The sequence below is a fragment of the Lachnoclostridium sp. MSJ-17 genome, assembly GCF_018918205.1.
In the GTDB taxonomy this organism is placed as follows: Bacteria; Bacillota; Clostridia; order Oscillospirales; family Acutalibacteraceae; genus Ruminococcoides.
In genome coordinates this window covers 14,007-39,651 of record NZ_JAHLQB010000079.1, presented here as the reverse complement: position 1 = coordinate 39,651, position 25,645 = coordinate 14,007, and the positions used below count along the sequence as shown (strand labels likewise).

The following is a 25,645-nucleotide window of genomic DNA, read 5'->3' as shown; positions in this document are numbered from 1 at the left end:
CTTGCCATACATTTCCCTTCTTTGATAACTATCTGGAACATTTGATAAATATGTTTCGTATTGTTATCATATCATACGCTTGTTTCGGTGTCAATACAAAACGGACGATTTCACTCGTCCGTTTCAATCAATCATTATTGAATTCCTCTTCCTGTGACTTCAACGCCTCAATGATTGCCTGCACCAGATAATCCGCCGCCAGCTCGTTTCCGTTGAGCGGTATCGCCGGGGGACAGGCTTCGTTTTTCCATGCTTCCAGCGAAAGGATCCGTCCGTCGTCGGTCAGGTAGTGATTACGCACACGGCGCGGCTGCTGCAAGTATGCCGCAATCTTGGAGAGCAATTGTGAGCAGCGGCTGTATTTGCGCGGATTCAGCTTGGGAGCAAGACCGTCCACAGCGACGTTTTCTCCGCTTTGACTGAGCAGATCATAGGCGGTGCGGTACTCGTTTTCCAACAGCTGATTCACTGTGTCAAGGAGCTTTCTGTCTTTTCCGTATCGGTTAAGAATCGACAGCACCCAAACCGCGTCTTCACTCAAGCCGGTTGTGGCGTAAATCTCAGCAAACTCGGAGGATATGCCGCGAATGATGTAGTCGCAGCTGACCTGATAAATGTCCGCCAATCTTGCGAGTGTATCGTATTCGGGTGTGCGGTTGCCTGTTTCGTAGTTTGCGACCGTCGTGCGGCTCACTCCCAACATTTCCGCCAGCTCGCTCTGGGTAATGCCCTTATCTTTTCGAAGTTCGGAAAGTCTCCGTGCTATTTCTTTATTACGTGACACCGTTCATCTCTCCTGTCGTTGTCGGCATTTCGCAACCTGTTTATCAAAGGTTGCTGATTGATTACAATGACAGCATATCACGTGTGCTGACAAAAGTCAAGGAATAGACTTTAACGGAATATTTAATTTTGCAAATCTCCGTTTTTTCTCTTTTGTATTTCTTTTTTCTTTTCGCAATTCAATCCGATTTGCGGCTTAATCTATACACGCGATTTCTCCGTTAATGTATTGCTTAACCTCATGATACGGCAAATCGCAGATGGCAAAATGCTTTGCTAAATGCCTATCCGTATTCAGGATATCCGCAATCAACCCGGAATCCTCCTCAAAGCACATCAGATAAACCTTTCCGTCAATGCCAAAACCCGTCCGATGTGTATAGTCTATTGCGCTGACCAACGCCGACGGCGACAAATCCCAAAGCATAAAAACGGGAATGTCCGTATTTCGGTAATACCCGCAAATGTGTTTATCATACTTGTCTTGTAATGCACGCGGCTGTACCTCATAGTATTCCGTAAACACTGCGTCAATTGCGTTTCTCTTGTCCATATCAAAAATATCCGACAAGCGGAAAGAGCTGACGTTCATGCGGTAGATGTATAATTGCTTTAGGATGCTTTTGCAGTACATCCGGTAGGTTGAAGCGGAATGTACATTTCGCTTGCCTGTTTCCGAAAACGAATCTATCACATCTTCATCGGTCATATAAAAATAGATATATTCAATATTTGCAGGAAGATTGTAGGGTGGGGCAGCATATGAAAAAGTGCATTTAATGCTTTTATAGAATGCGTTTTCCGTGCGCGCGTACAGGTTTTTGATTTTCGACGGCGCATACACGATAATAATTTTTGTTTGTGTGACGATCACTCCGAACAGCCTCGTGCCGTAGGCTGTTCCCAGGTAGCTGTTGGACTGTCTGATCTCCCTTTGTGTGACAAAAAACGGCGCAGTTATCTCTGCCGGTTCACCGCTAATAATCGCGTCCAGATCCGTTAAATGATTGCCAAAGGACACTCCTTCACGGTAGAGATTATACAATACCATCGACATCTGGCGGCGTTTGACTCTGCGAGCACGGTCATAGATATGGGTGGGAAATTGAAAAATATGGTACGGAAACTTATCCGGCATTTTAATTCGCACATAATCGTATCCGTCGCCTGTCAGAACATATCCGTAGTCGGAACTTTTGCCAACTTTTTGAATATATCCTTTGCTTTTCAATATTCTGATCACACTGTTTCGTATGATGGACTCGCCGAAGTCTTTTTTCATTTCTTTTACTGTATCCGATGAAATTTCCTGCGCAACCAACGTGATCGACAGGAAAAGCTCTTTTGCGTAAGAGAGCGGTTTGTTCACGGTAACACTCATCAATAATCACTCCTTTTTCGTTTCTGTTTATGCTGTAATCGCAACGACGCGGTCTATGAAATCATGACCCACCTATACAAGTTTAGCTTCCTACCTTGCGGTAGTTTGCTAACCGTTATTTCTTTGCAAAAAACCGCATAACAAAGGCGATTATAGCGTTGGAAAAGCCCAAAAAATGGTACACACTTCTACCAATGATAACAAGCTTAAATGTGTACCATAATATCGGCGTCTGTCGGTATCATAATTTTTACGATTGCGTATGAAAAAATTAGAAAATTTAAATTACACCTTACACTAAGAACAATAAGTTATTTAGGATTTATGGTAAGAAGCCGCACGAGTGCTGAGATTTTCCATTAATCCCACGCCTTGTTTTTATGGGAATGATGAGAGTTAGAGACTATTTGGGATTTATGGAAGCCGCCGGCATAAATCCCACAAAAAAAGCAGTGTGAGATTTATGCAAAAACGGCATAAACAGTGGTTTTTTCCCAATATTCCCAAATAAATATATGTTCTTAGGAAACGGGCAGCTGCCACCATGCGGTTCTGTCTTTTCCGAAACCCTTGACAACGCTTTTGATTTGCAGCTCGTCACGTGCGCGGTAAAGCGTATTGCGGCTGCAGCCAAGCTGCTCGCACAGCTTTTCTATACTGTCCACACGGAGACGATCCTCGTCGCCGAACAACGCCAGCAATTCATCACACAGCTCGTCGCGTTTTTTGCTGGATTTGTTTCTTGAGGACGCGTGTGCTGTCAGCACATCGTCGGCTCTGAGGTCGGAATATCCGCTGAATACGATACCGCCCTTGCTCGGATCAACATCGAAGCATATCGACTGTCCTCGCGCGGCAAGGCTTGATTTTTCGTGACAGAGCAGCCTTCCGCCCTCGGGGGCATTTGCGAGGATCAGCATGCTGCGCGCGATTGCGGGAATATCCACGGACCCCAGCGCCCTTTGTAAGGCAGCGTTCTGTGTCGCTTTCGAATTGTGCATGATAAAAATCACGGCGCAGCTGTACTTATCTGCAAGTTGCCCGATTCTGCGGAGCACAGGACGGACTTCGTTCGCGCGGTGCATATCGACATCAGCGCCTAAGTACGCCTGCAATGGGTCGAATACTATGAGCTTCGGATGCAGCTTCTGCATGATTTCCTCAATTTTGCTGTCCGACAAACTCAGGCTTTTCTCACTTTCATCATAGGAATAGATATTGTCAAAGATTGGTTTCATTGGTTCCAAGCGCGGTTTGATCGTGTCCGCCAAGCCATCCTCGGCAGTCAGGTAGACCGCTCGCGCCGGTTCTTGCAAAGGGATTGTCTCGCCGTAGAACGGCGCTCCCTTGCTCGTCTGCGCAACCAGATACAACGCCAAAAACGTTTTGCCTGCCCCGGGATCGGCAGTCATCAGCGTGATTTTGCCGAGTGGGATATATGGGTACCACAGCCATTTGATCTTGGTGCTTTTCACGTCTGACAAACAAATATAGGGAGATTTTTCATGCGGTAGCTGCCATAGCTCTGTGTTTTCAATCAGCTGATCCAGCCGGGCATTTGTATCCTTTTTACTGCTGCGTTCGGCAATATCTGAAATATCGCCTTTTTCAGGCAAATCTGTCCACTCCGCTGTCAGATCGGGCAGCTTGACGGATTTGGCGATCGGGTACAGCTGAGCCGCGACATACTGTGCGAGGTTTCGTCCAGCCTCGTCGTTGTCGGGCAGAATCACTACGTCCAGCCCTTCAAACAGCGTGCTGTACTCCTTCGGCCATTTGTTTTCCAGCCTGCCCTTGCCCGCGCCGTGAGGCGAGCACACGGCAAGCCTGCCGAGACATATGAGGGTGTCCACGTCCTTTTCACCTTCGGCAATATAGACAGTCTCCTGCCGATCACGGGCGACGATCAAAAACTCCTGATGATAGAGCGGCGGCGAAATGCTCCTCCCGTCAGAGCCCTTAGGCAGACCCTTGACCTGCTGACCACATTCTCCCTTGTGATACCAGCAAAAGGATTTGCTCCAACCCTGCGTTTTATCATCCCAGATGTAAAAACGCGTCTTTTTCAGCTTGTCCGAATAGTAGTAATCCACGCTCGCGGGGCGTTCGGGACGTTCACGCTTTGAATCCTCAAATAAATCACGTGCATTCAGTCCCAATGTGTGCATCACCTTGACGCCGTCCGCGTCGCAGACAGGACAGCACATCAGGATTTTGTTGTTTTTAACAGCGATATCCAAGCTCGGGCGGTGGTCGTCATGGCAGGGACAGAGGGCGAGATAATGCTCCCTGCCGACGGACTTCACACCGTTAAGCCGATTCAGTATTTCATTCAACCGCAATGTGCTCACCGTCCCGATGGAACAGGGCGGATTCCGTTGTTTGCGGAGCCTTTTGGCTGAAACTTCTCCGCTTCGGGATCGCTGAGAAATTTGCTGAGCACATCCATGTTGATCAGTGCCTTGTTGCCTGCCTTTAACGCCGGCAAAACGCCGTCCCTTATCAGTTGACGGAGAAAATGCTCGGAAATTGCCGTATCGGGGCAATCCTGTTTGATTTTCTGCATCGCGTCCTTGATGGTCAGGACAACGGGTATTTTTACGATTACGGCTTGCTCTGCCGAATAATTTGATGTCATGTTTGATACTCCTTTCCGTTATTTCGGAGATAACTCCTTGTTATAAGGATTTTTCTTTTTCTGCTTTATAAATCCTCCGAAACGTGGTAGAATATCGGTAGGATTCATAAAATGTGTGTGGTAATGCGTTTTGAATCTCAGCCGTAAGGGATGCACCAACATCCCTTGCGGCGCTTTTTGTTATTCGCTCATAGCCTTCCTCCTTTCTGGGTAGCTTGCCCTCTCTAATCATATTATATCACAAAGAAAAATTATTTAATGCTGACTTTGTTGCTCGTATGAACTGCAAAAAACGCCGGCGAGAGTCCAAATTTGGACCTCGCAGGCGCAGATAATTTGATAAAGGTCCAAATTTGGACTCTCACGGGGAAATGTCTACTGTTTCCCCAAAAATCAAAGATTTTTAGTTTTGGGGAATATTCTTTTAAAATCTGCCAACTTTAAATAAAACTGTTGCTCTATTTCTGCAAACAGTTGGCAGAAATCAAGTTTAGTTGCTCTAATTTCAAAAATAGTTGGCAGAAATCTTGAAAAGTTGGCAGAAATCGGTTATACTTAATAACAGAGGTGAAGTTTCATGCAGGAAGAAGCGTTGTTTGATTTAGTAAAAAAGGTTCAGCGAACGAAAGCGGAAGGACAGACAATCGAATTAAAGGCGGCACATATCGGCACGCCAAAACGGTTATTTGATACGCTGTCCTCGTTCTCTAATCAGGACAGCGGCGGCATTATCCTATTCGGAATAGATGAATCTGCCGATTTCGCGACGGTGGGCGTTTATGACGCGCAGGATTTGCAGAAAAAAGTCACGGAGCAGTGCAATCAGATGGAGCCTGCCGTCAGAGCGTTGTTTACCGTTTGCGAGATTGGCGGCAAGGTGATCGTTTCCGCCGAAATACCGGCGGTTGAAATTTCAGAGCGTCCTTGTTTTTACAAAGGCGTAGGGCGTATCAAGGGCTCTTATGTACGCGTCGGCGACGCGGACGAGCTAATGAGCGAATATGAGATCTACAGCTACGACGCATTCCGCAAGCGTATTCATGACGATTTACGGACAGTTCCGAACGCCAAGATAACCCTTTTTGACTCTGACAGATTGGACGACTACAAGCGCGCAGTCAAAAACGAACGTGAAAATCTCGCGCAGAACGTAAGCGAGGACGAATTGCTGCAGCTCATGGGCGTGATGGACGGAGACACGCCGACGCTCGCAGGCGTCATGGTGTTCTCCAAATATCCGCAAGCGTATTTCCCTCAGTTTTCAATTACGGCTGTTGTTATACCCGGAACGGAAATCGGTCAGACCGGAACGGACGACGAACGCTTTATCGACAACAAACGGATCACCGGCGCGATTTCCGATATGCTCGAAGCAGCTGAGAGCTTCGTCGCACGGAATAGCCGCACCAAAACAATCATTGATGAAAAGGGAAAGCGCAGCGATATTCCCGAATATCCCGCCAAAGCGGTCAGAGAAGCCATTCTCAACGCGCTTGTTCACCGCGATTACAGTATTCATACCGAGAACATTCCGGTGCGGATCGAAATGTACCGCGATCGCATGGAAATCAAAAGTCCCGGCGGTCTGTACGGTAAAATCTCTATCGATTCTCTCGGAAAGGTGCGTCCCGACACAAGAAACGCCACGCTCGCCAATATGTTGGAACTGCTGCACGTTACCGAGAACCGCTATTCGGGTATCCCCACCATTCGCCGTGAATTTGAGAACGCCGGTCTGCCTGCGCCTGTTTTTGAAGTAAGACGCGGAGATTTTATCGTTACGTTCAAAAACAACATCTGGCGTGCGGAGAAAAAAAGCGACGGTAATTTGGAAGAAGCGGTGCTTGATTTCTGCGCTACGCCGCGTACCCGCGCCGAGCTCGAGCATTTCACAGGCTTTTCGCGCTATTATATGATGAAGGAAATCATTACACCGCTGCTTGAGTGCGGAAAGCTTAAGATGACGATCCCCGATAAGCCAAAAAGTAAAAATCAAAAATATGTGAGAGCATAAAACAAAAAACTCTGCCGACTCTTTTGAAAAGCGTCGCAGAGTTTTTGTGTCTTTGAAGGTTCAAATTTGGACTCTTGCCCTGGGTTCAAGGGTACAATAAGGGTATTTTTAAACGAACAATCAACAAATAAACGACAAGCCGTTGATTATCGCGTTTCAGAACAAAAAGAAAAATGGCTCAAACATCACTGTTTAAGCCATTTTTATTTGGTTGCGGGAGCCGGATTTGAACCAACGACCTTCGGGTTATGAGGGGATTTTATACCTATTTATCACTGTTTATAGTGATTTATCAATGTTAAAAAATCCAGTGTTTATCAAGGTTTTTATTTATCGTTGTTTATATTGGTTTATTAATAATTTCAAAGTACGTTAGAACTTTTTTAGAACTCTACAGCCGTACATAATATAGCACAAATAGCATTAACTGAGGACAGCGGCAGAGTTGTTTTGAGTTAATGATATTTTATCTTGAAATTCAAGTTTTATTTAGTTTGATATCAAATAAAACTGAGATTAGCATATAACATTATTAATTGTAGTATTTTGGTGTATAGCGGTATTTATTAATTGTATGTTGCTTTTATTATATCATATGTTCGATTAAAACTCAAGACTTTTTTTTGCATTTCTTTTGTGTTAAGATATTCACAGGACAAGGAAAGATAGTCGGTCAAACAGATTTCAAACGGTTGGTTTATTTCAACTTTCGATTAACAGTTGAACTTGGTATTTACCTATTCCAGATTTCAAAACAAATCGAAAGTTGAAATTACCCCCTATTTTTTGATTGAAAGGTGATTAAATGGCAAAAACAAAGCTAAACAAAACAGGTATAAACTTCATTAATGACTTGAAAACAAACACAAACTATTCAAAAGCCGAAAGATTACAAGATGTTTTGCAATTCGATTCCGCAGTCTTTTTCCGTTGCGTAGTCACTGATGATGTATCAGAGAGCAATAACCCCACAAAAATAATTGATACAGTTTGCTTTTTTGTTTCAGTAAATTGTAAAGACAATTACATTATCATTAACGACAGATCAAAAAACGAGGTTTGCAAAATCTACCAAAATAATGTACATGATATTTTTGTCTGCGACAATTCGCCATTAAATGATTACGAGGTTTATTTTTTATTTAATGGTTTGTTGTTTACATTGTTATTTCAAGACGTTGCCGAGTCTTAAAACTAAAAATCAGAACGCTTTACAATTCTATATGAGTTGTAGAGCGTTTTATTTTTTTGTAAATACAGGGTATACCCACAGTTTACACTTGTAAAAGCCCATAATTTGTAAATTCAAAATTATTTTTCAATTTATTTTACATTTTGTAAAGAAAGTGCTTGACTTATAATTTACGATGTGGTATAGTGTAGTTAATCCAAAACACACACTATTCTTGATTATTTGAAAGAGAGGTTATCACAATGAAAGTTGCTTATATCCGAGTATCAACAGTTGAGCAAAACGAAGCCCGACAGCTTGAAGCCATGAAAGACAAGGGAATTGAAAAGTATTTTACTGAAAAGGCAAGTGCTAAAGATACTAACCGCCCTGAGTTGCAAGCTATGTTAGATTATGTTCGTGATGGTGATGTTGTTTATATTCACGATTTCTCACGATTAGCACGAAGCACAAAAGACTTGCTTGACATTATCGAGCAGTTAAAAGCTAAAGGTGTTAGCTTGGTTAGCAACAAAGAAGCTATTGATACCAGTACCCCACAGGGTAAGTTAATGGTTACTATGCTTGGTGCTATCTATGAATTTGAGAGAGCTAACCTACTTGAAAGACAAAGAGAGGGTATCGCAGTAGCCGTTAAAGAGGGCAAGTATAAAGGCGGTCAAGTCAAGCGTATTGATGATAAAACCTTTAATAAATACTATCAGCAGTATCAGAGCCGACAGATCAACAAGGTGCAGTTTGCAAAAGCCCTAAATATCAGCAGACCGACTCTTGACAAACTATTGAAAGAGAGAGCAACAACAAAATAAAAATCAATTAGGTGTTGAGCTATCCGCAGCTTGACACCTTTTTATTTCCGCTGATACAGTTTATACAACATTTCTATTTTGCCGAGAATTGCCATATATCGCATTTTTACGTTAATTTAATATAATTATATACCTAAAGCAAAAAATCGCTTATAAGTCAATTCTCGGCGTTTTAGCGCATATGTGGCATTGTATAACGTATTCTACAACATTTTTTCATTGTCATAACGCATTAAATTTGTATTGCTATATCATGCTATTCTATTAATAATATACAAACAAAAGACAAATTAATCTTGCAAAGCAAATAGCAAACGGCAACGGTATTTATAATTCTTTTATAGAATTAAATCCTTTTGAAGTATAATAATCCCTTGTTTATAGGTAACCTCTTGGTTATTGTGCATATTGTACAAAATATCGGTATAATTTTGTATATTTTTCAAAACGCACATGATAACATATTTTTTTGAAAATTGCAACGGTTATTATCACGAATTTCAGATTATTCCAAACATATGTTTTATTTATATTTCCGAAATCTATAATTACAAGGTCACGGCTATAGACAAATCAAAATTTAGTGGATATAGTTAGGATATAGCCAGAGCGAATACAAGCCGACTACATAAAAAAACAATTATTTTGATTTTCTCAAATATTTTTTTGATTCTTATTTGTTGAAATCAGATCAGAATTGTATAATAAAATTGTAAAGATAATTTTCTCAACAGAGCAACACGCAGAAAGGATAAGGTGATTCCCATGCGATAAGCAAAGGACGGTTAAAAGGTCAGCAAACTAATTTATGGAATATAAGCAAAGGAGAAAAACAAAAATGCTAATTACAAAAAGAAATTTACTTGCAGAAACCGCAAAGCAGCTTGGCACAGATTATAGTATTGAAGATGTTACAGAGGTTTTCAACGCTTTACAAGATGTTGCATTATCTCACTTGCAACAGGCAAACGAGAGAGAGCCGATTACAGTAAAGTTTGGTAATGGTTTGTCTATTTCTTCAAAAATCAAACAAGTTGACGATAAGCCCCGACTTTGGCTTCATGCTAAAATTTCACGGCACTATAACAGGGCAATCAATGAATTATGAGGTAAACAAAATATGGAGTGATTAATATATGAATTGCAAATTAACAAGAAGCCAGAAATCAAAAGCGAACGCACGACAGAAAGATTTATTAAAGGTAATAACAGAGTACAGCAAACAAGAACACGAATACGGCGAATATTATATGATACTTCAATTCTTCAATAAGCTATACGATTTAGGAATTGAACCGTTTGAAAGTGTTGAAGATAAAAACGCTATGCTATTTGCATTAAAACTTGGTGAAGCTACAAGGTTATGGCAGATCAGACACAAACAAGCCGATGATTCAGAAATAGCATACGAATATAACACAGATAATTTATATATCGGTCAAGTAGTAGCAAACTATAAAGAGTTGTGCCGATTATTAGAGGTTAGCCCGAAAACAGGAAAATCAAGACAGTTACAAGAGAAAGACTTTCTCCGCTATTTTGATTATGAAAAACTGAAATACAGTAATGAATACTTGATACTTGATATTTATGATGAGCCGATCAAGAAAAACGAGCAAGCTAAAAATTCATTATATTGTAATGCTCTAAAGCTAATGATAATGTATGAATTATCAAAAACCCAGAAGATTGATAAAGACGGTGTTTATACTTTGTATACCACGCTAAATAAGTTAATACGAAAGTTAGAAATACTATCAATATTTTTTGATAAAGATATAACAAATTTTTTGATAGATAAATATTTAGAATTGACAAAGCAAGATTTTACAGAAATAAGTGACAGCTATTTCAAACAAAAGCTATCAATTTTCAGAACCGTAATAAAACGAAAACACAAAGGTAATATTGATTATGCGTTAAAACGCTTGAAAGAGCAAAATATTATCCATTACGATTCCTATAGTATGATTGTTGAAAGAATAGGCAATAAAAAGAATTACCGACAAGCTGATTTTAACGAAGAAGTCATAATAGAAAGCACGAAACGAGAAGCAGCTAAAGCACTTGGTTATCCGAATGGTAATATTGCAAGCCTTTATAATCCGAAAGCATACCACGATAAATTAGATGAACTCTATCACAAAAAAGGTTGGTTATATGTATTCAATGAAATAAAAATCGGTGCTAACAGCAAAATGTTATCTACTCCGATTAACGAATATACAAACTATTCACTGCTAAATTTTTCAGTGCTTGAAATATCCGATAATGAAAGAGATAGATACAAACAAGTATATATTGATAATATGGGAATATCTTCATTAAAAAAAGCAGGAAGTATTCACAATAAAGCAAAGCAGCAAGTCAATGAAGATAAAGCCGTTATCAAGTCGGGCGATAATCAATATACATACTCAGAAATTGATGAATATTTTGGTATAACTCCCGACAGCTTTTTACAGAATAGTGATAACGTATATATTTTACAAAAACTGTTTATTGACTACTTGATAAACCCTGATGATACAAAAATAGCAGAATGTAATGACTATTACAAGATATAATTGTCACTATATTCATTATAGAATAATTGGCAAATGACAAAGTTGTCACCATATTCTGTATTATATATAAACCCTACTAATAAAGAAAAAGGTGACAACTTTGCATTTTATAAAAAAAGTATTGAATATAACCGCCTACGGCGGATTCTATACGGAGGAAGAATTATCATTTGGTGACAAAATTCTCTCCAACTACAATAAACTTTTTCTCCGTATAGAGCCAAACGGCAAAAGCCGTTTGTATATCCTAACAAAGCAAGAGGTGATTATTTTGGATTGGAGTAGTTATTATAGAAAAAAGGCTAATCAAAATAGACTAACCGCAAAAGATGTAAAGCAATACATATTTGAAAATGGTTTAATTCCTGATGTACTTGAAAAAATCGGTTGCAAACATATTAAAAAGGTAGATCGAATTGGTAATAATAGTTTTTATCAGTGTTCAAATATAGACGGTTCAAAATATAATGCAATTCAGGTTTATTGTAATCCATATATCAACATATCAAATTTTACAAGAAATATTGGCGGTGATAATCCTGATATATTTGCTTTAATTCAATATAATAAGAAGCTAAAGTTTTATGACGCTTTTCGTTATTTGTGCAAGATATTAGGTATTGAGGGTAAGACAAAAGATGAATTATTGAAGCCTACGAAAGATTTTGATTTTGATAATTATGATAACGATGATATTGAACATGAAGATGAAGAAATTCCCAGAACCGAACAAAAAATAGATTATCAATCCGAGTTAGCAAATGATATAAAATGGTATTTTGGTTGTGTTTCTATGTTGCATGAAAGTTGGTTTAGAGAGGGTATATTACCATTAACAAGATCAAAATTTGATATTAGATACTCTTATAAAAAGAACAGAATTGTATTTCCGATAAGACATTATTTAACAGGTGATATTATCGCTATCTCAGGGCGAACAACAGTTGATTATGCAAATGATTTTGATATACCAAAATATAAAACCACAGCCCATTACAGTAAATCGCAAAATGTTTTTGGATTGTACGAAAATTATGACAGTATAATCAGATCAGGATTTGCAACAATTTTTGAAGCTGAAAAATCGGTCTTTAAGCGTGATACGGTTGGTAAAGCTACTGGTGATTATACTGGGGTTGCTATACAAGGTCATTTCATGAGTAATGAACAAGCCAAAATACTATGTGATTTGAATTTGAATGAATACATAGTTGCTATGGATAAAGATGTAATTTTTGAAGAAGTTGAGTATATATGTTCCAAACTCTATGCGTATGGAGCAAAGAAAGTAACTTATATATGGGATTCCGATAATTTGCTTGATGAAAAGGATTCTCCAGCCGACAGAGGGTACAAGATATATCAGCAGCTATTTGATAACAGAATTTATTGTGACTATGATAAAATTGCGGTAAAAGCTGAAAAGTGTTAATAATTCGCAAACACAGCAGAGAAGCAAAAACAAACTTGTGATTCTCGCCGCTGAATGACAATAATTTAGAAAGGGTTTTGATTATTAGAAAGTGAAATAATGGTGAGTATATGAATGAAGATAGCGAGATTTTTACAGATTATCCCGATATATTAGAAATTAAGGATTTACAGAAAATGTTATCAATCGGGAGAAACACAGCTTTAAGTTTGTTGAGTAAACAAATTATCAAAAATTTTAGAATTGGTAACAAATATAAAATACCGAAACAATCCGTCATAAGCTATGTAAATATGCAGCTTGATTAATAGCAAAGGGTAATAAATGGTACAATGCTATTTTTCTAATGTATTAGAACTTGACTACAGCTTTACGGTATGCGATAATGTAATTGCTATATTGTACGGCTGTAAATTAATGGAGGTTTGCAGCTTATGATTAACGGTAGTATTCAAGAGAAAAAAGGCAATCTATACGCCGTATTATCCATTAAAAAAGCAGGAGGTGGTTATAAACAGAAGTGGGTTTCAATGGGTATGAAATCTACTACAGGCAAGCGCAAGCAACAAGAACGGCTTGACGAACTCAGAGAGCAATACACAGATATTATCAGTGTTGAAGCCTTAGAAATTCTGTTTTGTGATTATATCAAAAAATGGAATGAGGAAACAAAAGCCGATAAGCGTTTAACTACATATGACGGTTATGTGCATATGATTGATAAATACATTTATCCCTATTTCAAAGAAAAGGGCTTTGCGCTTGCAGATTTAAGAACTTGCGATATAAACGCTTATTATAAATGGTTGCAACGTGATTGCGGTTTGAGCGGTAATACTGCATTGAAACATCACCAGATCATTTATACAAGCCTTAAATATGCGGTTATTAACAGGATTCTAAAAAACAATCCTTGCGAAACAGTCACACGCCCGAAAAAAGAAAAGGCAGAGCACGATTTTTATAACGCTGATGAAATCAAGGCTTTAATACAGTATTCTAAAAACGATCCTTTAGAGGTTGTGGTTTATTTAGCGGTATTGTTAGGGTTAAGGCGTGAAGAAGTGCTTGGTTTACGTTGGGAAAATGTTGATTTTGACAAGCATACTATTAGAATTTGTGAAACAGTGGTAAGAGCCAAACAAGGCGGTAAGTTAGTTAGTGTAGCTGAGAAGAAAACAAAAACCGAAACAAGCAACAGGGTTTTAGATATGTCAAAAGCAAAAGAAATTGAAAGCTATCTATATCTTGTTAGGCAGGCTCAAAACGAGCAAGCGGTTACTTGCGGTGATAGTTATTATGTCAGTGATTATGTATGTGTTGATAAGTTGGGTTATCCGATCAAGCCCGATTATGTTACACACAGGTTTGCAAAGATTCTAAAAAAGTATGGGTTAAGGCGAATTACATTTCATGATTTGCGACACAGTACAGCAAGCTATATGTTAGCTAAAGGGTATAGCATGAAAGAAATTCAAGAATTTTTAGGACACAGCAACTACAATTTTACCGCTGATACCTATACACACGTTGATAACTCAGCTAAACAAGCTATGATAAGTACAATTTCCGCTGATATTTTAGCTTGCTTATAAAAGTTTTTTAGAACCACATTAGAATTATCGTTGTATCGCTGATTTTTGCAAAAAGAAAAATGGCTCAAACATCACTGTTTAAGCCATTTTTATTTGGTTGCGGGAGCCGGATTTGAACCAACGACCTTCGGGTTATGAGCCCGACGAGCTACCGAACTGCTCTATCCCGCGATATATGCGCTGTCGTTACAGCTATATTATAATACCATATAATATTCCTTTTGTCAAGGGTTTTTTTTATTTTATCGGCAAACCCTGTGTTTTTGGCATATTGTTGTGTTTCTGTTGCATTTTTCCGACAGAATTGTTATAATAAAAGGTACAGCCCATTCGCTGAACTATTAGGAGGAATTACTCATGTGTAAAAAGGAAACATTCTACATCACCACGCCCATCTACTATCCCTCGGGCAATCCGCATATCGGACACTGCTACACCACCGTCGCCTGCGACTCGATCGCCCGGTACAGACGTATGCAGGGCTACGACGTGATGTTTCTCACAGGCACCGACGAGCACGGCCTGAAAATCGAACAGAAGGCCGCCGAGAAGGGCGTCTCTCCCAAGGAATACGTTGACGAGATCGCCGAGATTTTCAAGGGTCTCTGGCGCTTTATGAATATCAGCTACGACCGCTATATCCGCACCACCGACGACTACCACATCGAGAGCGTCCAGAAAATCTTCAAGGAGCTCTACGACCGCGGCTATATCTACAAGGGCGAGTACAAAGGCAAATACTGCACTCCCTGCGAGAGCTTCTGGACAGAGAGTCAGCTCGTCGACGGCAAATGTCCCGAGTGCGGCAGAGAGGTTACCGAGGCAAAGGAGGAAGCCTACTTCTTCAAGATGTCTCCATTTGCCGACAGAATCGAGAAGCTTCTCACTGAAACCGACTATCTCCGTCCCAAAACACGCGCGACGGAGCTTGTAAACAACTTCATACGTCCCGGTCTTGAGGATCTCTGCGTTTCGCGTACGACCTTCAACTGGGGCATTCCCGTCACGTTCGATGACAAGCACGTCGTCTATGTCTGGATTGACGCGCTCTCGAACTATATCACCGCCCTCGGTTATCTCAACGACAAATACGACGATTACGACAAGTACTGGCCTGCCGACACCCACATGGTCGCCAAGGATATCATGCGCTTCCACGCTATCATCTGGCCTGCAATGCTCATGGCTCTTGAGCTTCCGCTGCCCAAGCACCTCGCGGTCCACGGCTGGATTACCTTCAACGGTCAGAAGATGTCAAAATCACTCGGCAACGTTGTCGACCCGTTCATTCTCGGCGAGCGTTACGGAGCGGACGCTATCCGCTACCATATCATGCGCGAGATGGCTCTCGGCTCGGACAGCTCGTTCTCGAACGAGATCATGATAAACCGCATCAACTCCGACCTTGCTAACGGTCTGGGCAACCTTGTTTCACGCACCGTCGCGATGGTCGAGAAATACTTCGGCGGCACACTTCCCTCCGAACGTGAAAAGGGCGAGTTTGACGACGATCTGATCGGTCAGGCTGTATCGCTGCGCGGAAAGGTCGACGATTATATCGAAAAAACCCAGCTGCAGAACGCCCTCGCCGAGATTTTCAAGGTCGTTTCACGCGCCAACAAGTATATCGACGAGACCGCGCCGTGGATCCTCGCGAAGGACGAGAATAACCGCGCAAGGCTTGCGACCGTCCTCTACAACCTGCTCGACACTATCCGCATCGTCGCGACTCTGCTCTCGGCGTTCATGCCCACAACCATGCCCAAGGCTCTAGAGCAGATCGGCGCTGACGAGAACTCCGCAAGCTACGAAAACGCCGATAAGTTCAACGTTCTTCCCGAAAACGTCACCATAAAGAAGGGCGAGGCTCTGTTCCCGAGAATCGACGTTGAGAAGGAGATCGAGGAGCTCAACAGCATTATCAAAAATAACGACGAAGATCCGCGCGCCGCTAAAATCCGCGAGGAGCTAGCAAACGTCGCTCAGATAGGCATCGACGACTTCGCGGCAAGCGATATCCGCGTAGGCGAGGTAAAAGCCTGCGAGAAGGTCAAGAAGTCCAAGAAGCTCCTGAAGTTCACGATTTTTGACGGAGCGGACGAGCGTACTATCGTCAGCGGCATCGCGATGTTCTATCAGCCCGAGGAGCTCGTCGGCAAGAAGATACTCTTTGTATCGAACCTCAAGCCCGTGAAGCTCTGCGGCGTTGAGAGCCACGGTATGATCCTCTCAGCCGTTGAGGGCGAGGGCAAGGACGAAAAGCTCCAGGTGCTCACAATAGAAGGTATGCCCGCCGGCGCGAAAATATGCTAAGGAGAAGAAGTTGGTAGCAGGTAGTTGGGTAGTAGGTAGTTGTCAGCAAATTCGACAAATACTACCAACTACTAACTACCAACTAAAAATATCATGACCAATATCTTCGACTCGCACGCGCACTACGACGACGGGTGGTTCGATGAGGACAGGGACTCTGTGCTCGGTTCTCTGCCGCAAAAAGGCGTGTGCGGAATAGTTAACAACTCCGTCGATATTGAAAACGCGAAGCGCGTCATCGCACTCGCGGAAAAGTACGACTATATTTACGCGGCTGTCGGTATCCACCCCGAAAACCTCGAAAATCTGCCCGGCGATTACCTCGACCAAATTGCAGAGCTTACAAAGCACCCGAAGGTCGTCGCGATCGGAGAAACGGGTCTCGACTACCACTGGGACATTCCGCGCGAGGAGCAAAAGCGCGTATTTGAGGAACAGCTCAAGCTTTCGCTCGACCTCAGAATGCCCATAGTCGTTCACGACAGAGAGGCGCACGGCGACGTGTTCGATCTGCTCAGAAAATACCGCCCGAACGCGCTCGTTCACTGCTTTTCCGGAAGCGTCGAGCTGATGAGAGAGGCGGTGCGCATGGGACTGTACATCAGTCTCGGCGGCGTAGTCACATTCAAAAACGCAAGACACAGCGTCGAGGTAGCGTCGGAGATCCCGCTCGACAGACTGCTGCTTGAGACCGACGCGCCGTATATGGCGCCGGTTCCGTTCCGCGGAAAACGCTGCGACAGCTCTATGATAGTATTTGCCGCTGAAAAAATCGCTCAGCTCAGGAACATGACGGCACAGCAGGTGCTCGACATTACCGCCGAGAATGCTAAGCGGTTCTATTCAATTGAATAATATAACAAACAGGACGGCTCAAACGAACCGTCCTGAATTTTTTTTGCAAATAATCTATAATGCGCGTTTATCGCAGAGAAAATGATATAACGGTAAGCTGTTGTTCGCGTTTCCTGACAGCCGCAAGGGCTGTCACTACGATGTTACCGCCCGAAAAGTATATTGATCGGAGCGAAGCGACCCATAATTGTCCATTGTCCATTGTCAATTAAATTATCTTCTCTCCGTCCGGACAATGCCTGTCTCAAACCAGAAGGTACTGCCCTTTCCGAGGGTCGACCTCACGCCGTAGCGGGCGTTGTGGGCGTCGAGAATGCTCTTTACGATCGAGAGTCCCAGACCCGAGCCGATGACTCCGCGCCTGTGCTCCTTGTCGACCTTGTAGTAGCGCTCCCAGATGTACTCGAGCTTGTCGGCGGGAATGCCCTCGCCGTGGTCGGTGACCTCAATGAGAACCTTGCCGCGGCTGACGGTCTGAGTGACGATGACTGTCTTGTCCTCGCCGACGTGGTTTACGGCGTTGTTGACAAGATTGTAGACCACCTGCGAAATCCTCAGCTCATCGGCGTTGATAATGACGTTCTCCTTCGCCTCGAAGATGATGTTGTAGCCGTCCTGTTCAACGAGCTTTGAGTAGCGGCTGAAAATCTCGCGAATGCTGTCGGTAAGACAGAACTCCTTCTTCACTGCCTGCAAAGCGCCGGACTGGAGCTTTGAGAGGTCGAGCAGATCGTTTACAAGAGTCGACAGACGGGTTGCCTCGTCGATGATGATCTGAATGTTTTCGGGCGTGTTCTCGCCGGGAAGGTCGCGCATGACCTCTCCGTAGCCCGTGATCATCGTGAGCGGAGTGCGCAGATCGTGGGATATGTTCGCGATAAGCTCTCGCTGGAGCTTATCGGTGGCTGCAAGCTCGGTTTTCGCGTAGTTGAGGGTGTCGTTAAGCTCCTCGACCTCGAGATAACCTCTCGCGTTGAAGTCGATCTCGTAGTTCTTTTTCGCGAGCTCCTTGGCGGCGCTGTTCGTCTTTGAGATCGGCTTGGCTATGCGGCGGCTCGCAAAGAGCGAGAATACTATCGACAGGACAATGTACACGCACGATACCCAGAGCAGCTGACCCTGAATGATGTCAAGGGTGTTGCTCAGCGGAGTTATCGACGAGGTGACGAGCAAAAACATCTCCTCGCCGTCGGGCTTTGTCGCAATCGCGGCGTAAACCATATTCTCCATGCTGCCCGTGGAGCTCGACTTGTAGTGAACCTCGGGAGCGGCGCTGTCGTTTGAAGCTCCCGTAAACGCGTTGCGGAGCATGTCAAGCTTCTGCCGCGCGATGTCGGAAACGGTGTTTGAGTCTACGGTCATGTAGGTTCCGCCGTTCTGTTTGGCGAGGCGGTAGTAGGAATTGATCTCGTGAGTCTCTACAGTCAGTCTCGCGGCGGGATTGTCGTAGTTTATCTCGTAAATAGGAGAATTGAAGCCCAGCACGGAGTCCGTGCCGTAAACGCTGACGGTGAGCGAATTGTAGCTCGCAACGTTGTCTATCGTAGTCCAGATATTCTTGTTCTGCTCTATAGCCTTGACTATCCGCTCTGCGCTCTGCTGCACGCTCTTTGACTTCTTGGTGGTGTAGTAGGGCTTTATGAGGAAGCTCTGAAACACCCAGAGCACCACCAGAATTATCGCGCCGAAGAGGAGAAAGTACGCGAGCAGCTTGAAGTGCAGCGTCGCGGGACGTTTAAACAACCTCTTCAAAGCGGTAGCCAACTCCTCTCAGAGTCACAATGCATTTGCTGTACGCGCCGAGGCTCTTTCTGAGCAGCTTGATGTGGGTGTCGAGGGTGCGCTCGTCGCCGAAGAAATCATAGCCCCAGACCTCGCTGATAAGGCTCTCTCTGGTGAGGGCGAGACCCTTGTTGCGCACCATGTAAAACAGCAGCTCGTACTCCTTCGGAGTCATGTCGACGCGGCTGCCGTCAACGGTGACGATACGCGCCGAGAAGTCGATAACAAGTCCCTTGAAGGTGTAGACGTCGCGCTTTTGCTCCTCTGTCTTGCCGCCCGAGCGTTTGATGACCGCCGCGACGCGCATCATAAGCTCCTTCGGCGAAAAGGGCTTGACTACATAGTCGTCAGACCCCAGCTCAAAGCCGTGAATCTTGTCGTATTCTTCGCCGCGCGCCGAAAGCATGATAATCGGCGAGGAACAGAACTTGCGGATCTCGCGGCAGGCTGAAAAACCGTCAAGCTCCGGCATCATAACGTCCATGATGATAAGGTCGTATTTATTTTTGCGGCAGACCTCTATTGCCTGCATACCGTCGACAGCCTCGGCTACCTCGTAGCCCTCGAACTCGGCGTATTTTCTGATAATCTGACGAATGCGGAACTCGTCGTCGACAACTAATATTTTCGGCATATTTTATTCTCCTTTTCGCTGTAATGGGTTCTGCCCTCTTTATAACACATAAATGTGACAGAAATATGTATATACAAGGCTATTATATCATAAATTTATCAGTATTGAAATACTTTGAAAAATAATTTATAATATAAAAGGTTATGTATTCTGAAAGGACTGGTACAATGGAATTCCGCGCGGTTTCCGCTGAGGAGATAACCTCGGCTGTGAAAAAGCTTTTTATGGACTGCAATTATTTTATCGGGAAGGATATTCTCTGCGCGCTCGAGAAGGCGCGGGACAGCGAGAAATCACCCGTAGGCAGGGACGTGCTCTCGCAGATCATCGAGAACGACCGGATTGCCGCCGAGGAGGAAATACCTCTCTGTCAGGACACGGGCATGGCTGTGCTCTTTGTTGAATACGGCGACAAGGTCTGCGTCGACGGAGATTTTGACGAGGCTGTAACCGAGGGCGTACGTCAGGCGTACCGTGACGGCTGCCTGCGCAAGAGCGTTGTCAGCGACCCGGTTTTTGACCGCGTAAACACAAAGGACAACACGCCCGCGATCATTCACACCAAGATCGTCAAGGGCGACAAGATAAAAATCACCGCCGGCGGCAAGGGCTTCGGCAGCGAAAATATGTCTGCGATAAAAATGCTCACACCGTCCTACGGCGTTGAGGGCGTGAAGAAGTTCATTCTCGACACTGTGTTCAAAGCGGGGCCCAACCCGTGTCCGCCCGTCGTCGTGGGAGTAGGAATCGGCGGCACCTTTGAGAGAGCGGCGCAGCTTGCGAAAAAGGCGACCTTCCGCGCGATAGATACCTCAAACCCCGACCCGAGATACTCAGCCCTCGAGGACGAGCTTCTCGGCGAGATAAACAAGATGGGCTTCGGTCCCGCGGGACTCGGCGGCAACACGACCGCGCTCGGCGTGAATATAGAGACCTCACCGACGCATATCGCGGGTATGCCCGTAGCTGTGAACATCTGCTGCCACGCCGCAAGACACGCGAGCGTTGAGATTTAAGGAGCAACAATATGACAAAAAAAATAACGCTTCCGATCACCGATGAAGCAATCGCGGATTTACACGCGGGCGACAGCGTTCTGCTTACGGGCACCATTATCACCGGACGCGACGCCGCTCACAAGCGACTGTTTGAACTGATAGAAAAGGGCGAGCCGCTGCCCGTAGACATAAAAGGCGAGCTGATTTACTACGTAGGACCCGCTCCTGCAAAGCCGGGCTACGCCGTAGGCCCCGCAGGTCCGACCTCGAGCTACCGCATGGACAAGTACACTCCCGCTCTGCTCGACCTCGGGCTCAAGGGCATGATAGGCAAGGGCGCGAGAAACAGGGACGTTATCGACGCGATAGTCAGAAACAAGTGCGTCTACCTCGCCGCTATAGGCGGAGCCGCCGCGCTGATCGCCAAGAGCATCAAAAAAGAAGAGCTCCTCTGCTATGAGGACTTAGGCACCGAGGCGGTAAGACGCTACACCGTAGAGGACTTCCCGTGCATAGTCGCCATTGACAGCGAGGGAAATAACGTCTACGAAACAGAGCCGGTCAAGTACAGAGAGTGTTGAGTTTGGAGTGTGGAGTGTGGACAATTGACAATTGACAATGGACAATTATGGGTCGCTCCGCTCCGAATATAAATCGGGTGCGGGCTTACCCGCCACTCACTAACCGCTCAAAAATGGCACTTGATTTATAATCCGAAAAATATTATAATATAATGTGAATAACTTTACAGAAAAACCTTCGGAGGGATATATTATGAGAATAGTCGTTCTGGCAGGCGGCACAAGCACCGAACGCGACGTGTCCATTTCATCAGGCATTCTGGTCGCGGCGGCGCTCAGGGAAAAGGGTCACGAGGTTGTGCTGCTCGACGTTTTCAAGGGCTACGAGTGCGACATCTGCGACGTTTACGCCCTGTTCAAGCAAAACTACAGCTTCACCGATTCCGTAAAGGTCGGCGATACGATTTCCGATATTGACGAGATCATCGAGGAAAGACGCGACAAGTCGAACCGCTACCTCGGCGAGAACGTCATCGACATCTGCAGCTACGCAGACATCACCTTCCTCGCTCTCCACGGCGGCGCAGGTGAAAACGGTCAGATTCAGGCGACCCTCGATTTGCTCGGCCTTAAGTACACCGGCTCTCCGTACCTCGGTTCGGCGCTGGCTATGAACAAGGGCATCACCAAGAGCGTGCTTATCCAGAAGCACATTCTCACTCCTCAGGGCGAGATCTACAAGTCCGCCAAGGACGCTATGGCGTGGGATATCTTCCCCTGCGTCGTAAAGCCCTGCTCCGGCGGCTCGAGCGTAGGCATCACTATTGCTCAGAACGCTGACGAGTACAAGGAATCAGTCGCCGAGGCGTTCAGCTACGGCGAGGACGAGATCGTCGTTGAGGAATACGTCAAGGGCAGGGAGTTTTCCGTCGGTCTGCTCGGCGGCAAGGCGCTTCCTCCGATCGAGATCATTCCCAACGAGGGCTTCTACGATTACAAGACAAAGTATCAGGCGGGAGCCGCGCGCGACGTTTGTCCGGCTGACATCACCCCCGACGAGGACAAGACGCTCAGAGAAGCGGCAGTCGCCACCTACAACGCGCTTCACCTCGAGAGCTACGCGAGAGTCGACTTCATTCTAACCGAGGACGGCAGAGCGTACTGCCTTGAGGCGAACACACTGCCCGGCATGACTCCCACAAGCCTGCTTCCGCAGGAGGCAAAGGTCGAGGGTATCTCCTACGCCGACCTCTGCGAACAGATCATCGAGATCTCAATGAAAAAATACGAGAAGTAAGGTGTAGTTATGTTGCCTTTTACTCTAAGTGAAATCGCCGCGGCGTGCGGCGGCAAATACGTCGGCAGCGACGAGATGAAGTCAGAGTGCATCACCTCGGTCGAGCGCGACAGCCGCAATATCAAGGACGGCTCGCTCTTCCTCGCTATCAAGGGCGGACGCGTCGACGGCCACGATTTTATCAATAAATGCTACGAAAGCGGAGCGATCTGCGCGATCTGCGAGAAGGCTCCCGAAAACGCCGATAAGCCGTATATCCTCGTTCCTTCAACTCTTGACGCGGTCAAGAAAATCGGCAAAGCGTACCGCGAGAAGTTCGACATTCCGATCGTCGGCGTTTCGGGCAGCGTAGGAAAGACCTCGACAAAGGAAATGCTCTACGCCGTGCTCTCGCAGAAATTCAGGACTCACAAAACTCAGGGCAACCTCAACAACGAGCTCGGCGTACCGCTGACGCTGCTCGCTATGCCGGAGGATACCGAGGCTGCGGTCATTGAGATGGGTATTTCCGGCTTCGGCGAAATGACGCGCCTGACCGATATGGTTCAGCCGACCTTCTGTGTGCTGACGATAATCGGCTGCTGCCACCTCGAGAACCTCGGCGACCGCGACGGCGTGCTCAAGGCAAAAACCGAGATGTTCAAGTCCGCGAGAGAGAACGCCGAGTACATACTAAACGGCGACGACGACAAGCTCTCGACCGTCAGTGAAGTCAACGGCAAAACGCCCGTGTTCTTCGGCATCAGCGAGAAGAACCCCTACCACGCCGAGAACATAGTAAACAACGGCGAGGGCGGCGTGAGCTGCGACCTCTGCTTTGACGGCAAAAAGCTGCACGTTGTCATTCCCGCGATCGGCACCTATATGGTTTCAAACGCGCTCGCGGCAGCGGCTGTGGGCAATCTGCTCGGAATGACCGACGACGAGATTATCCGCGGAGTTGAGGCGTACAAGACCGTCGGCAGCCGCGCGAATGTTATAAACACTAGCAGGTTCAAAATCATCGACGACTGCTACAACGCGAACCCGACCTCGGTTCAGGCGTCGATCGACACTCTTGTCAACCTCAAGGGCAGAAAGGTCGCGATCCTCGGCGACATGAAGGAGCTCGGCAGCGAGGAGCTTGCCCTGCACTATAACACGGGAAAATACGCGAGGGAAAAAGGCGTTGACCTCGTGCTCTGCGTCGGCGAGCTCGCGAGGGAGCTTGCAAGAGGCGCTGACGGATTATGGTATGAGAGCATAGAGAAGCTCTGCAAGGACCTGCCCAAGCTGCTCAGAGGCGGCGACACGGTGCTGGTCAAGGCGTCGCACTCCATGCAGTTTGAGAAAATAACGGAATTTTTGAAGGAGTTTTGATTATGTCAGTATCTTATATGACCCACCCGCTTATAAAGCACAAAATCACACTTATCCGCAAGGAAACCACAGGCACCAACGAGTTCCGCAAGATCATCGAGGAGATCGCGATGCTCATGGGCTACGAGGCTCTCGCCGATCTGCCCACCACCGACGTCGAGGTCAAGACCCCGATCGAAACCACAATCCAGCCCGTTATCGACGGCAAAAAGCTCGCGGTAGTTCCGATTCTCCGCGCGGGTCTGGGAATGGTCAACGGCATTCTCGCCCTTGTTCCCTCTGCGAAGGTAGGCCACATCGGTCTGTACCGCGACCCCGAAACACATCAGCCTCATGAATACTACTGCAAGCTGCCCGACAGCATCGATGAAAGACAGATAGTAGTCGTCGACCCCATGCTCGCGACAGGCGGCTCTGCTGTTGACGCCGTCACAATGATAAAGCAGCACGGCGGCAGAAAGATCAAGTTCATGTCGATCATCGCGGCTCCCGAGGGCGTAAGCGCTCTGATGAAGGCTCACCCCGACATTCAGCTCTACGTAGGCTGTCTTGACCGTCAGCTCAACGAGAACGCGTACATCTGCCCCGGACTCGGCGACGCAGGCGACAGAATCTTCGGCACTATATGATGAATAGCAAAAGGCTCCCGACGGGAGCCTTTTTTAGTTGGTAGTTAGTAGTTGGTAGTTTAATTCAACTCTAAACTCTCAACTCTCCCAACACTTCTCCGACCTTGCCGCGGAATACCAAGTCCGCCTGAGAATCGTAGGGAGTTGAGTCGCGGTTGATAAGGACGACCGTGTCGCCCCTGAAATAGCGGATAAATCCCGCCGCCGGGTACACAGTCAGGCTTGTGCCCGCGATGATGAGCGTGTCGGCGGTCTGTATAGCGTTGAGCGCGCCTGTTACCACGCTGTCGCTCAGACCCTCCTCGTAGAGAACGACGTCGGGCTTGATGATGCCTCCGCATTCACAAGTCGGCACGCCGGTTGAATTTTTGATAAACTCCGCGGAGTAGAACTTGCGGCAGTTGCGGCAGTAATTTCTCAGCACGCTTCCGTGAAGCTCGTAAACGCGCCTGCTGCCCGCCGCCTGATGCAGTCCGTCAATATTCTGGGTGACGACGGCTGAGAGCTTGCCTGCGCGCTCAAGCTCGGCAAGCTTGAGGTGTGCCTTGTTGGGCTTCTTGTCAAGGCAGAGCATCTTGTCGCGGTAAAAGCGGTAAAATTCCTCCGTCTTTTTCATGAAGAAGGTGTGGCTGAGTATCTCCTCGGGAGGGTAGTCGTATTTTTGATTATAAAGTCCGTCTACGCTGCGGAAATCGGGTATACCGCTCTCGGTACTCACTCCCGCTCCGCCGAAGAAAACTATGCTTTTGCTGTTGTCGATAACTTTTTGAAGCTCCTCTATAGTTGCCAATTTCATCACTCCTTTGTTTTTATTTTAGCGCGTTGAAATCGCCTTGTCAATACGCA

General features: G+C 45.6%; 22 protein-coding genes and 1 tRNA gene. 15 read left to right on the top strand and 8 right to left on the bottom strand.

Annotated elements, in window-relative coordinates:
• Positions 1-127: 127 nt before the first annotated feature.
• The 4 genes from KQI64_RS06710 to KQI64_RS06695 all read right to left on the bottom strand — a co-directional run bounded on the left by KQI64_RS06710 (position 128) and on the right by KQI64_RS06695 (position 4,802).
• Positions 128-784 (bottom strand): helix-turn-helix domain-containing protein, encoded by a 657-nt coding sequence (locus KQI64_RS06710; RefSeq protein ID WP_216523939.1) that lies wholly within the window; start codon positions 782-784, stop codon positions 128-130.
• A 195-nt stretch (positions 785-979) separates the two neighbouring features.
• Positions 980-2,164, bottom strand: coding sequence for a hypothetical protein (locus tag KQI64_RS06705; protein ID WP_216523938.1), 1,185 nt, complete (start codon positions 2,162-2,164; stop codon positions 980-982).
• Positions 2,165-2,685: 521 nt separating this feature from the next.
• A complete protein-coding gene (locus KQI64_RS06700; RefSeq protein ID WP_216523937.1) occupies positions 2,686-4,470 on the bottom strand; it encodes an AAA family ATPase in 1,785 nt (594 codons plus the stop codon).
• A 41-nt stretch (positions 4,471-4,511) separates the two neighbouring features.
• Positions 4,512-4,802 (bottom strand): helix-turn-helix domain-containing protein, encoded by a 291-nt coding sequence (locus KQI64_RS06695; protein WP_216523936.1) that lies wholly within the window; start codon positions 4,800-4,802, stop codon positions 4,512-4,514.
• Between the two features lie 577 nt (positions 4,803-5,379).
• On the opposite strand from KQI64_RS06695, the gene KQI64_RS06690 reads away from it, so the two are divergent.
• The 8 genes from KQI64_RS06690 to KQI64_RS06655 all read left to right on the top strand — a co-directional run bounded on the left by KQI64_RS06690 (position 5,380) and on the right by KQI64_RS06655 (position 14,411).
• A complete protein-coding gene (locus KQI64_RS06690; protein WP_216523935.1) occupies positions 5,380-6,816 on the top strand; it encodes an ATP-binding protein in 1,437 nt (478 codons plus the stop codon).
• An 805-nt stretch (positions 6,817-7,621) separates the two neighbouring features.
• Entirely contained in the window at positions 7,622-8,008 is a 387-nt protein-coding gene (locus tag KQI64_RS06685) for a hypothetical protein (RefSeq protein ID WP_216523934.1), read from the top strand.
• A gap of 242 nt (positions 8,009-8,250) precedes the next feature.
• Entirely contained in the window at positions 8,251-8,817 is a 567-nt protein-coding gene (locus KQI64_RS06680) for a recombinase family protein (protein ID WP_216523933.1), read from the top strand.
• Between the two features lie 808 nt (positions 8,818-9,625).
• On the top strand, positions 9,626-9,925 hold the full coding sequence (locus KQI64_RS06675; protein WP_216523932.1) for a hypothetical protein: 300 nt from the start codon (positions 9,626-9,628) through the stop codon (positions 9,923-9,925).
• 28 nt (positions 9,926-9,953) lie between these two features.
• Positions 9,954-11,384: a hypothetical protein gene (locus tag KQI64_RS06670; protein ID WP_216523931.1), complete on the top strand. Its 1,431-nt coding sequence runs from the start codon at positions 9,954-9,956 to the stop codon at positions 11,382-11,384.
• A gap of 100 nt (positions 11,385-11,484) precedes the next feature.
• The gene (locus KQI64_RS06665; RefSeq protein WP_216523930.1) at positions 11,485-12,816 is read left to right on the top strand and encodes a hypothetical protein; all 1,332 of its coding nucleotides are present in this window, start codon (positions 11,485-11,487) and stop codon (positions 12,814-12,816) included.
• 110 nt (positions 12,817-12,926) lie between these two features.
• The gene (locus tag KQI64_RS10770; RefSeq protein WP_216523929.1) at positions 12,927-13,124 is read left to right on the top strand and encodes a helix-turn-helix domain-containing protein; all 198 of its coding nucleotides are present in this window, start codon (positions 12,927-12,929) and stop codon (positions 13,122-13,124) included.
• Between the two features lie 126 nt (positions 13,125-13,250).
• Complete coding sequence (locus KQI64_RS06655) at positions 13,251-14,411, top strand: tyrosine-type recombinase/integrase (RefSeq protein WP_216523928.1); 1,161 nt, start codon at positions 13,251-13,253, stop codon at positions 14,409-14,411.
• A gap of 94 nt (positions 14,412-14,505) precedes the next feature.
• Here the strand turns inward: KQI64_RS06655 and KQI64_RS06650 are convergent.
• Positions 14,506-14,582 (bottom strand) — tRNA-Met (locus KQI64_RS06650).
• A gap of 186 nt (positions 14,583-14,768) precedes the next feature.
• Here KQI64_RS06650 and metG point away from each other — a divergent pair.
• Both metG and KQI64_RS06640 read left to right on the top strand, forming a co-directional pair.
• Positions 14,769-16,724, top strand: a complete 1,956-nt coding sequence (gene metG / locus KQI64_RS06645; RefSeq protein ID WP_216523927.1) for a methionine--tRNA ligase — start codon at positions 14,769-14,771, stop codon at positions 16,722-16,724.
• Positions 16,725-16,817: 93 nt separating this feature from the next.
• The gene (locus KQI64_RS06640) at positions 16,818-17,579 is read left to right on the top strand and encodes a TatD family hydrolase (protein WP_216523926.1); all 762 of its coding nucleotides are present in this window, start codon (positions 16,818-16,820) and stop codon (positions 17,577-17,579) included.
• A gap of 213 nt (positions 17,580-17,792) precedes the next feature.
• Here KQI64_RS06640 and KQI64_RS06635 read toward each other — a convergent pair whose 3' ends face one another.
• Complete coding sequence (locus KQI64_RS06635) at positions 17,793-19,331, bottom strand: sensor histidine kinase (protein WP_216523925.1); 1,539 nt, start codon at positions 19,329-19,331, stop codon at positions 17,793-17,795.
• A complete protein-coding gene (locus tag KQI64_RS06630) occupies positions 19,315-19,995 on the bottom strand; it encodes a response regulator transcription factor (RefSeq protein WP_216523924.1) in 681 nt (226 codons plus the stop codon). The genes KQI64_RS06635 and KQI64_RS06630 overlap by 17 nt, the downstream gene beginning before the upstream one ends.
• 143 nt (positions 19,996-20,138) lie before the next feature.
• Here KQI64_RS06630 and KQI64_RS06625 point away from each other — a divergent pair, with 143 nt between their 5' ends.
• From KQI64_RS06625 to upp, 5 genes are all read left to right on the top strand, one after another.
• A complete protein-coding gene (locus KQI64_RS06625) occupies positions 20,139-21,011 on the top strand; it encodes a fumarate hydratase (protein ID WP_253289217.1) in 873 nt (290 codons plus the stop codon).
• Positions 21,012-21,022: 11 nt separating this feature from the next.
• Positions 21,023-21,574, top strand: a complete 552-nt coding sequence (locus KQI64_RS06620) for a Fe-S-containing hydro-lyase (protein ID WP_201427680.1) — start codon at positions 21,023-21,025, stop codon at positions 21,572-21,574.
• 193 nt (positions 21,575-21,767) lie between these two features.
• Positions 21,768-22,811: a D-alanine--D-alanine ligase family protein gene (locus KQI64_RS06615; RefSeq protein ID WP_216523923.1), complete on the top strand. Its 1,044-nt coding sequence runs from the start codon at positions 21,768-21,770 to the stop codon at positions 22,809-22,811.
• A gap of 9 nt (positions 22,812-22,820) precedes the next feature.
• Entirely contained in the window at positions 22,821-24,170 is a 1,350-nt protein-coding gene (locus KQI64_RS06610) for a UDP-N-acetylmuramoyl-tripeptide--D-alanyl-D-alanine ligase (RefSeq protein ID WP_216523922.1), read from the top strand.
• 2 nt (positions 24,171-24,172) lie between these two features.
• Positions 24,173-24,799 carry a uracil phosphoribosyltransferase gene (gene upp / locus KQI64_RS06605; protein ID WP_201427677.1) on the top strand — a complete coding sequence of 209 codons (627 nt, stop codon included), beginning with the start codon at positions 24,173-24,175 and terminating at the stop codon, positions 24,797-24,799.
• A gap of 70 nt (positions 24,800-24,869) precedes the next feature.
• Here upp and KQI64_RS06600 read toward each other — a convergent pair whose 3' ends face one another.
• On the bottom strand, positions 24,870-25,595 hold the full coding sequence (locus tag KQI64_RS06600) for an NAD-dependent protein deacylase (protein ID WP_216523921.1): 726 nt from the start codon (positions 25,593-25,595) through the stop codon (positions 24,870-24,872).
• Between the last annotated feature and the right edge of the window lie 50 nt (positions 25,596-25,645).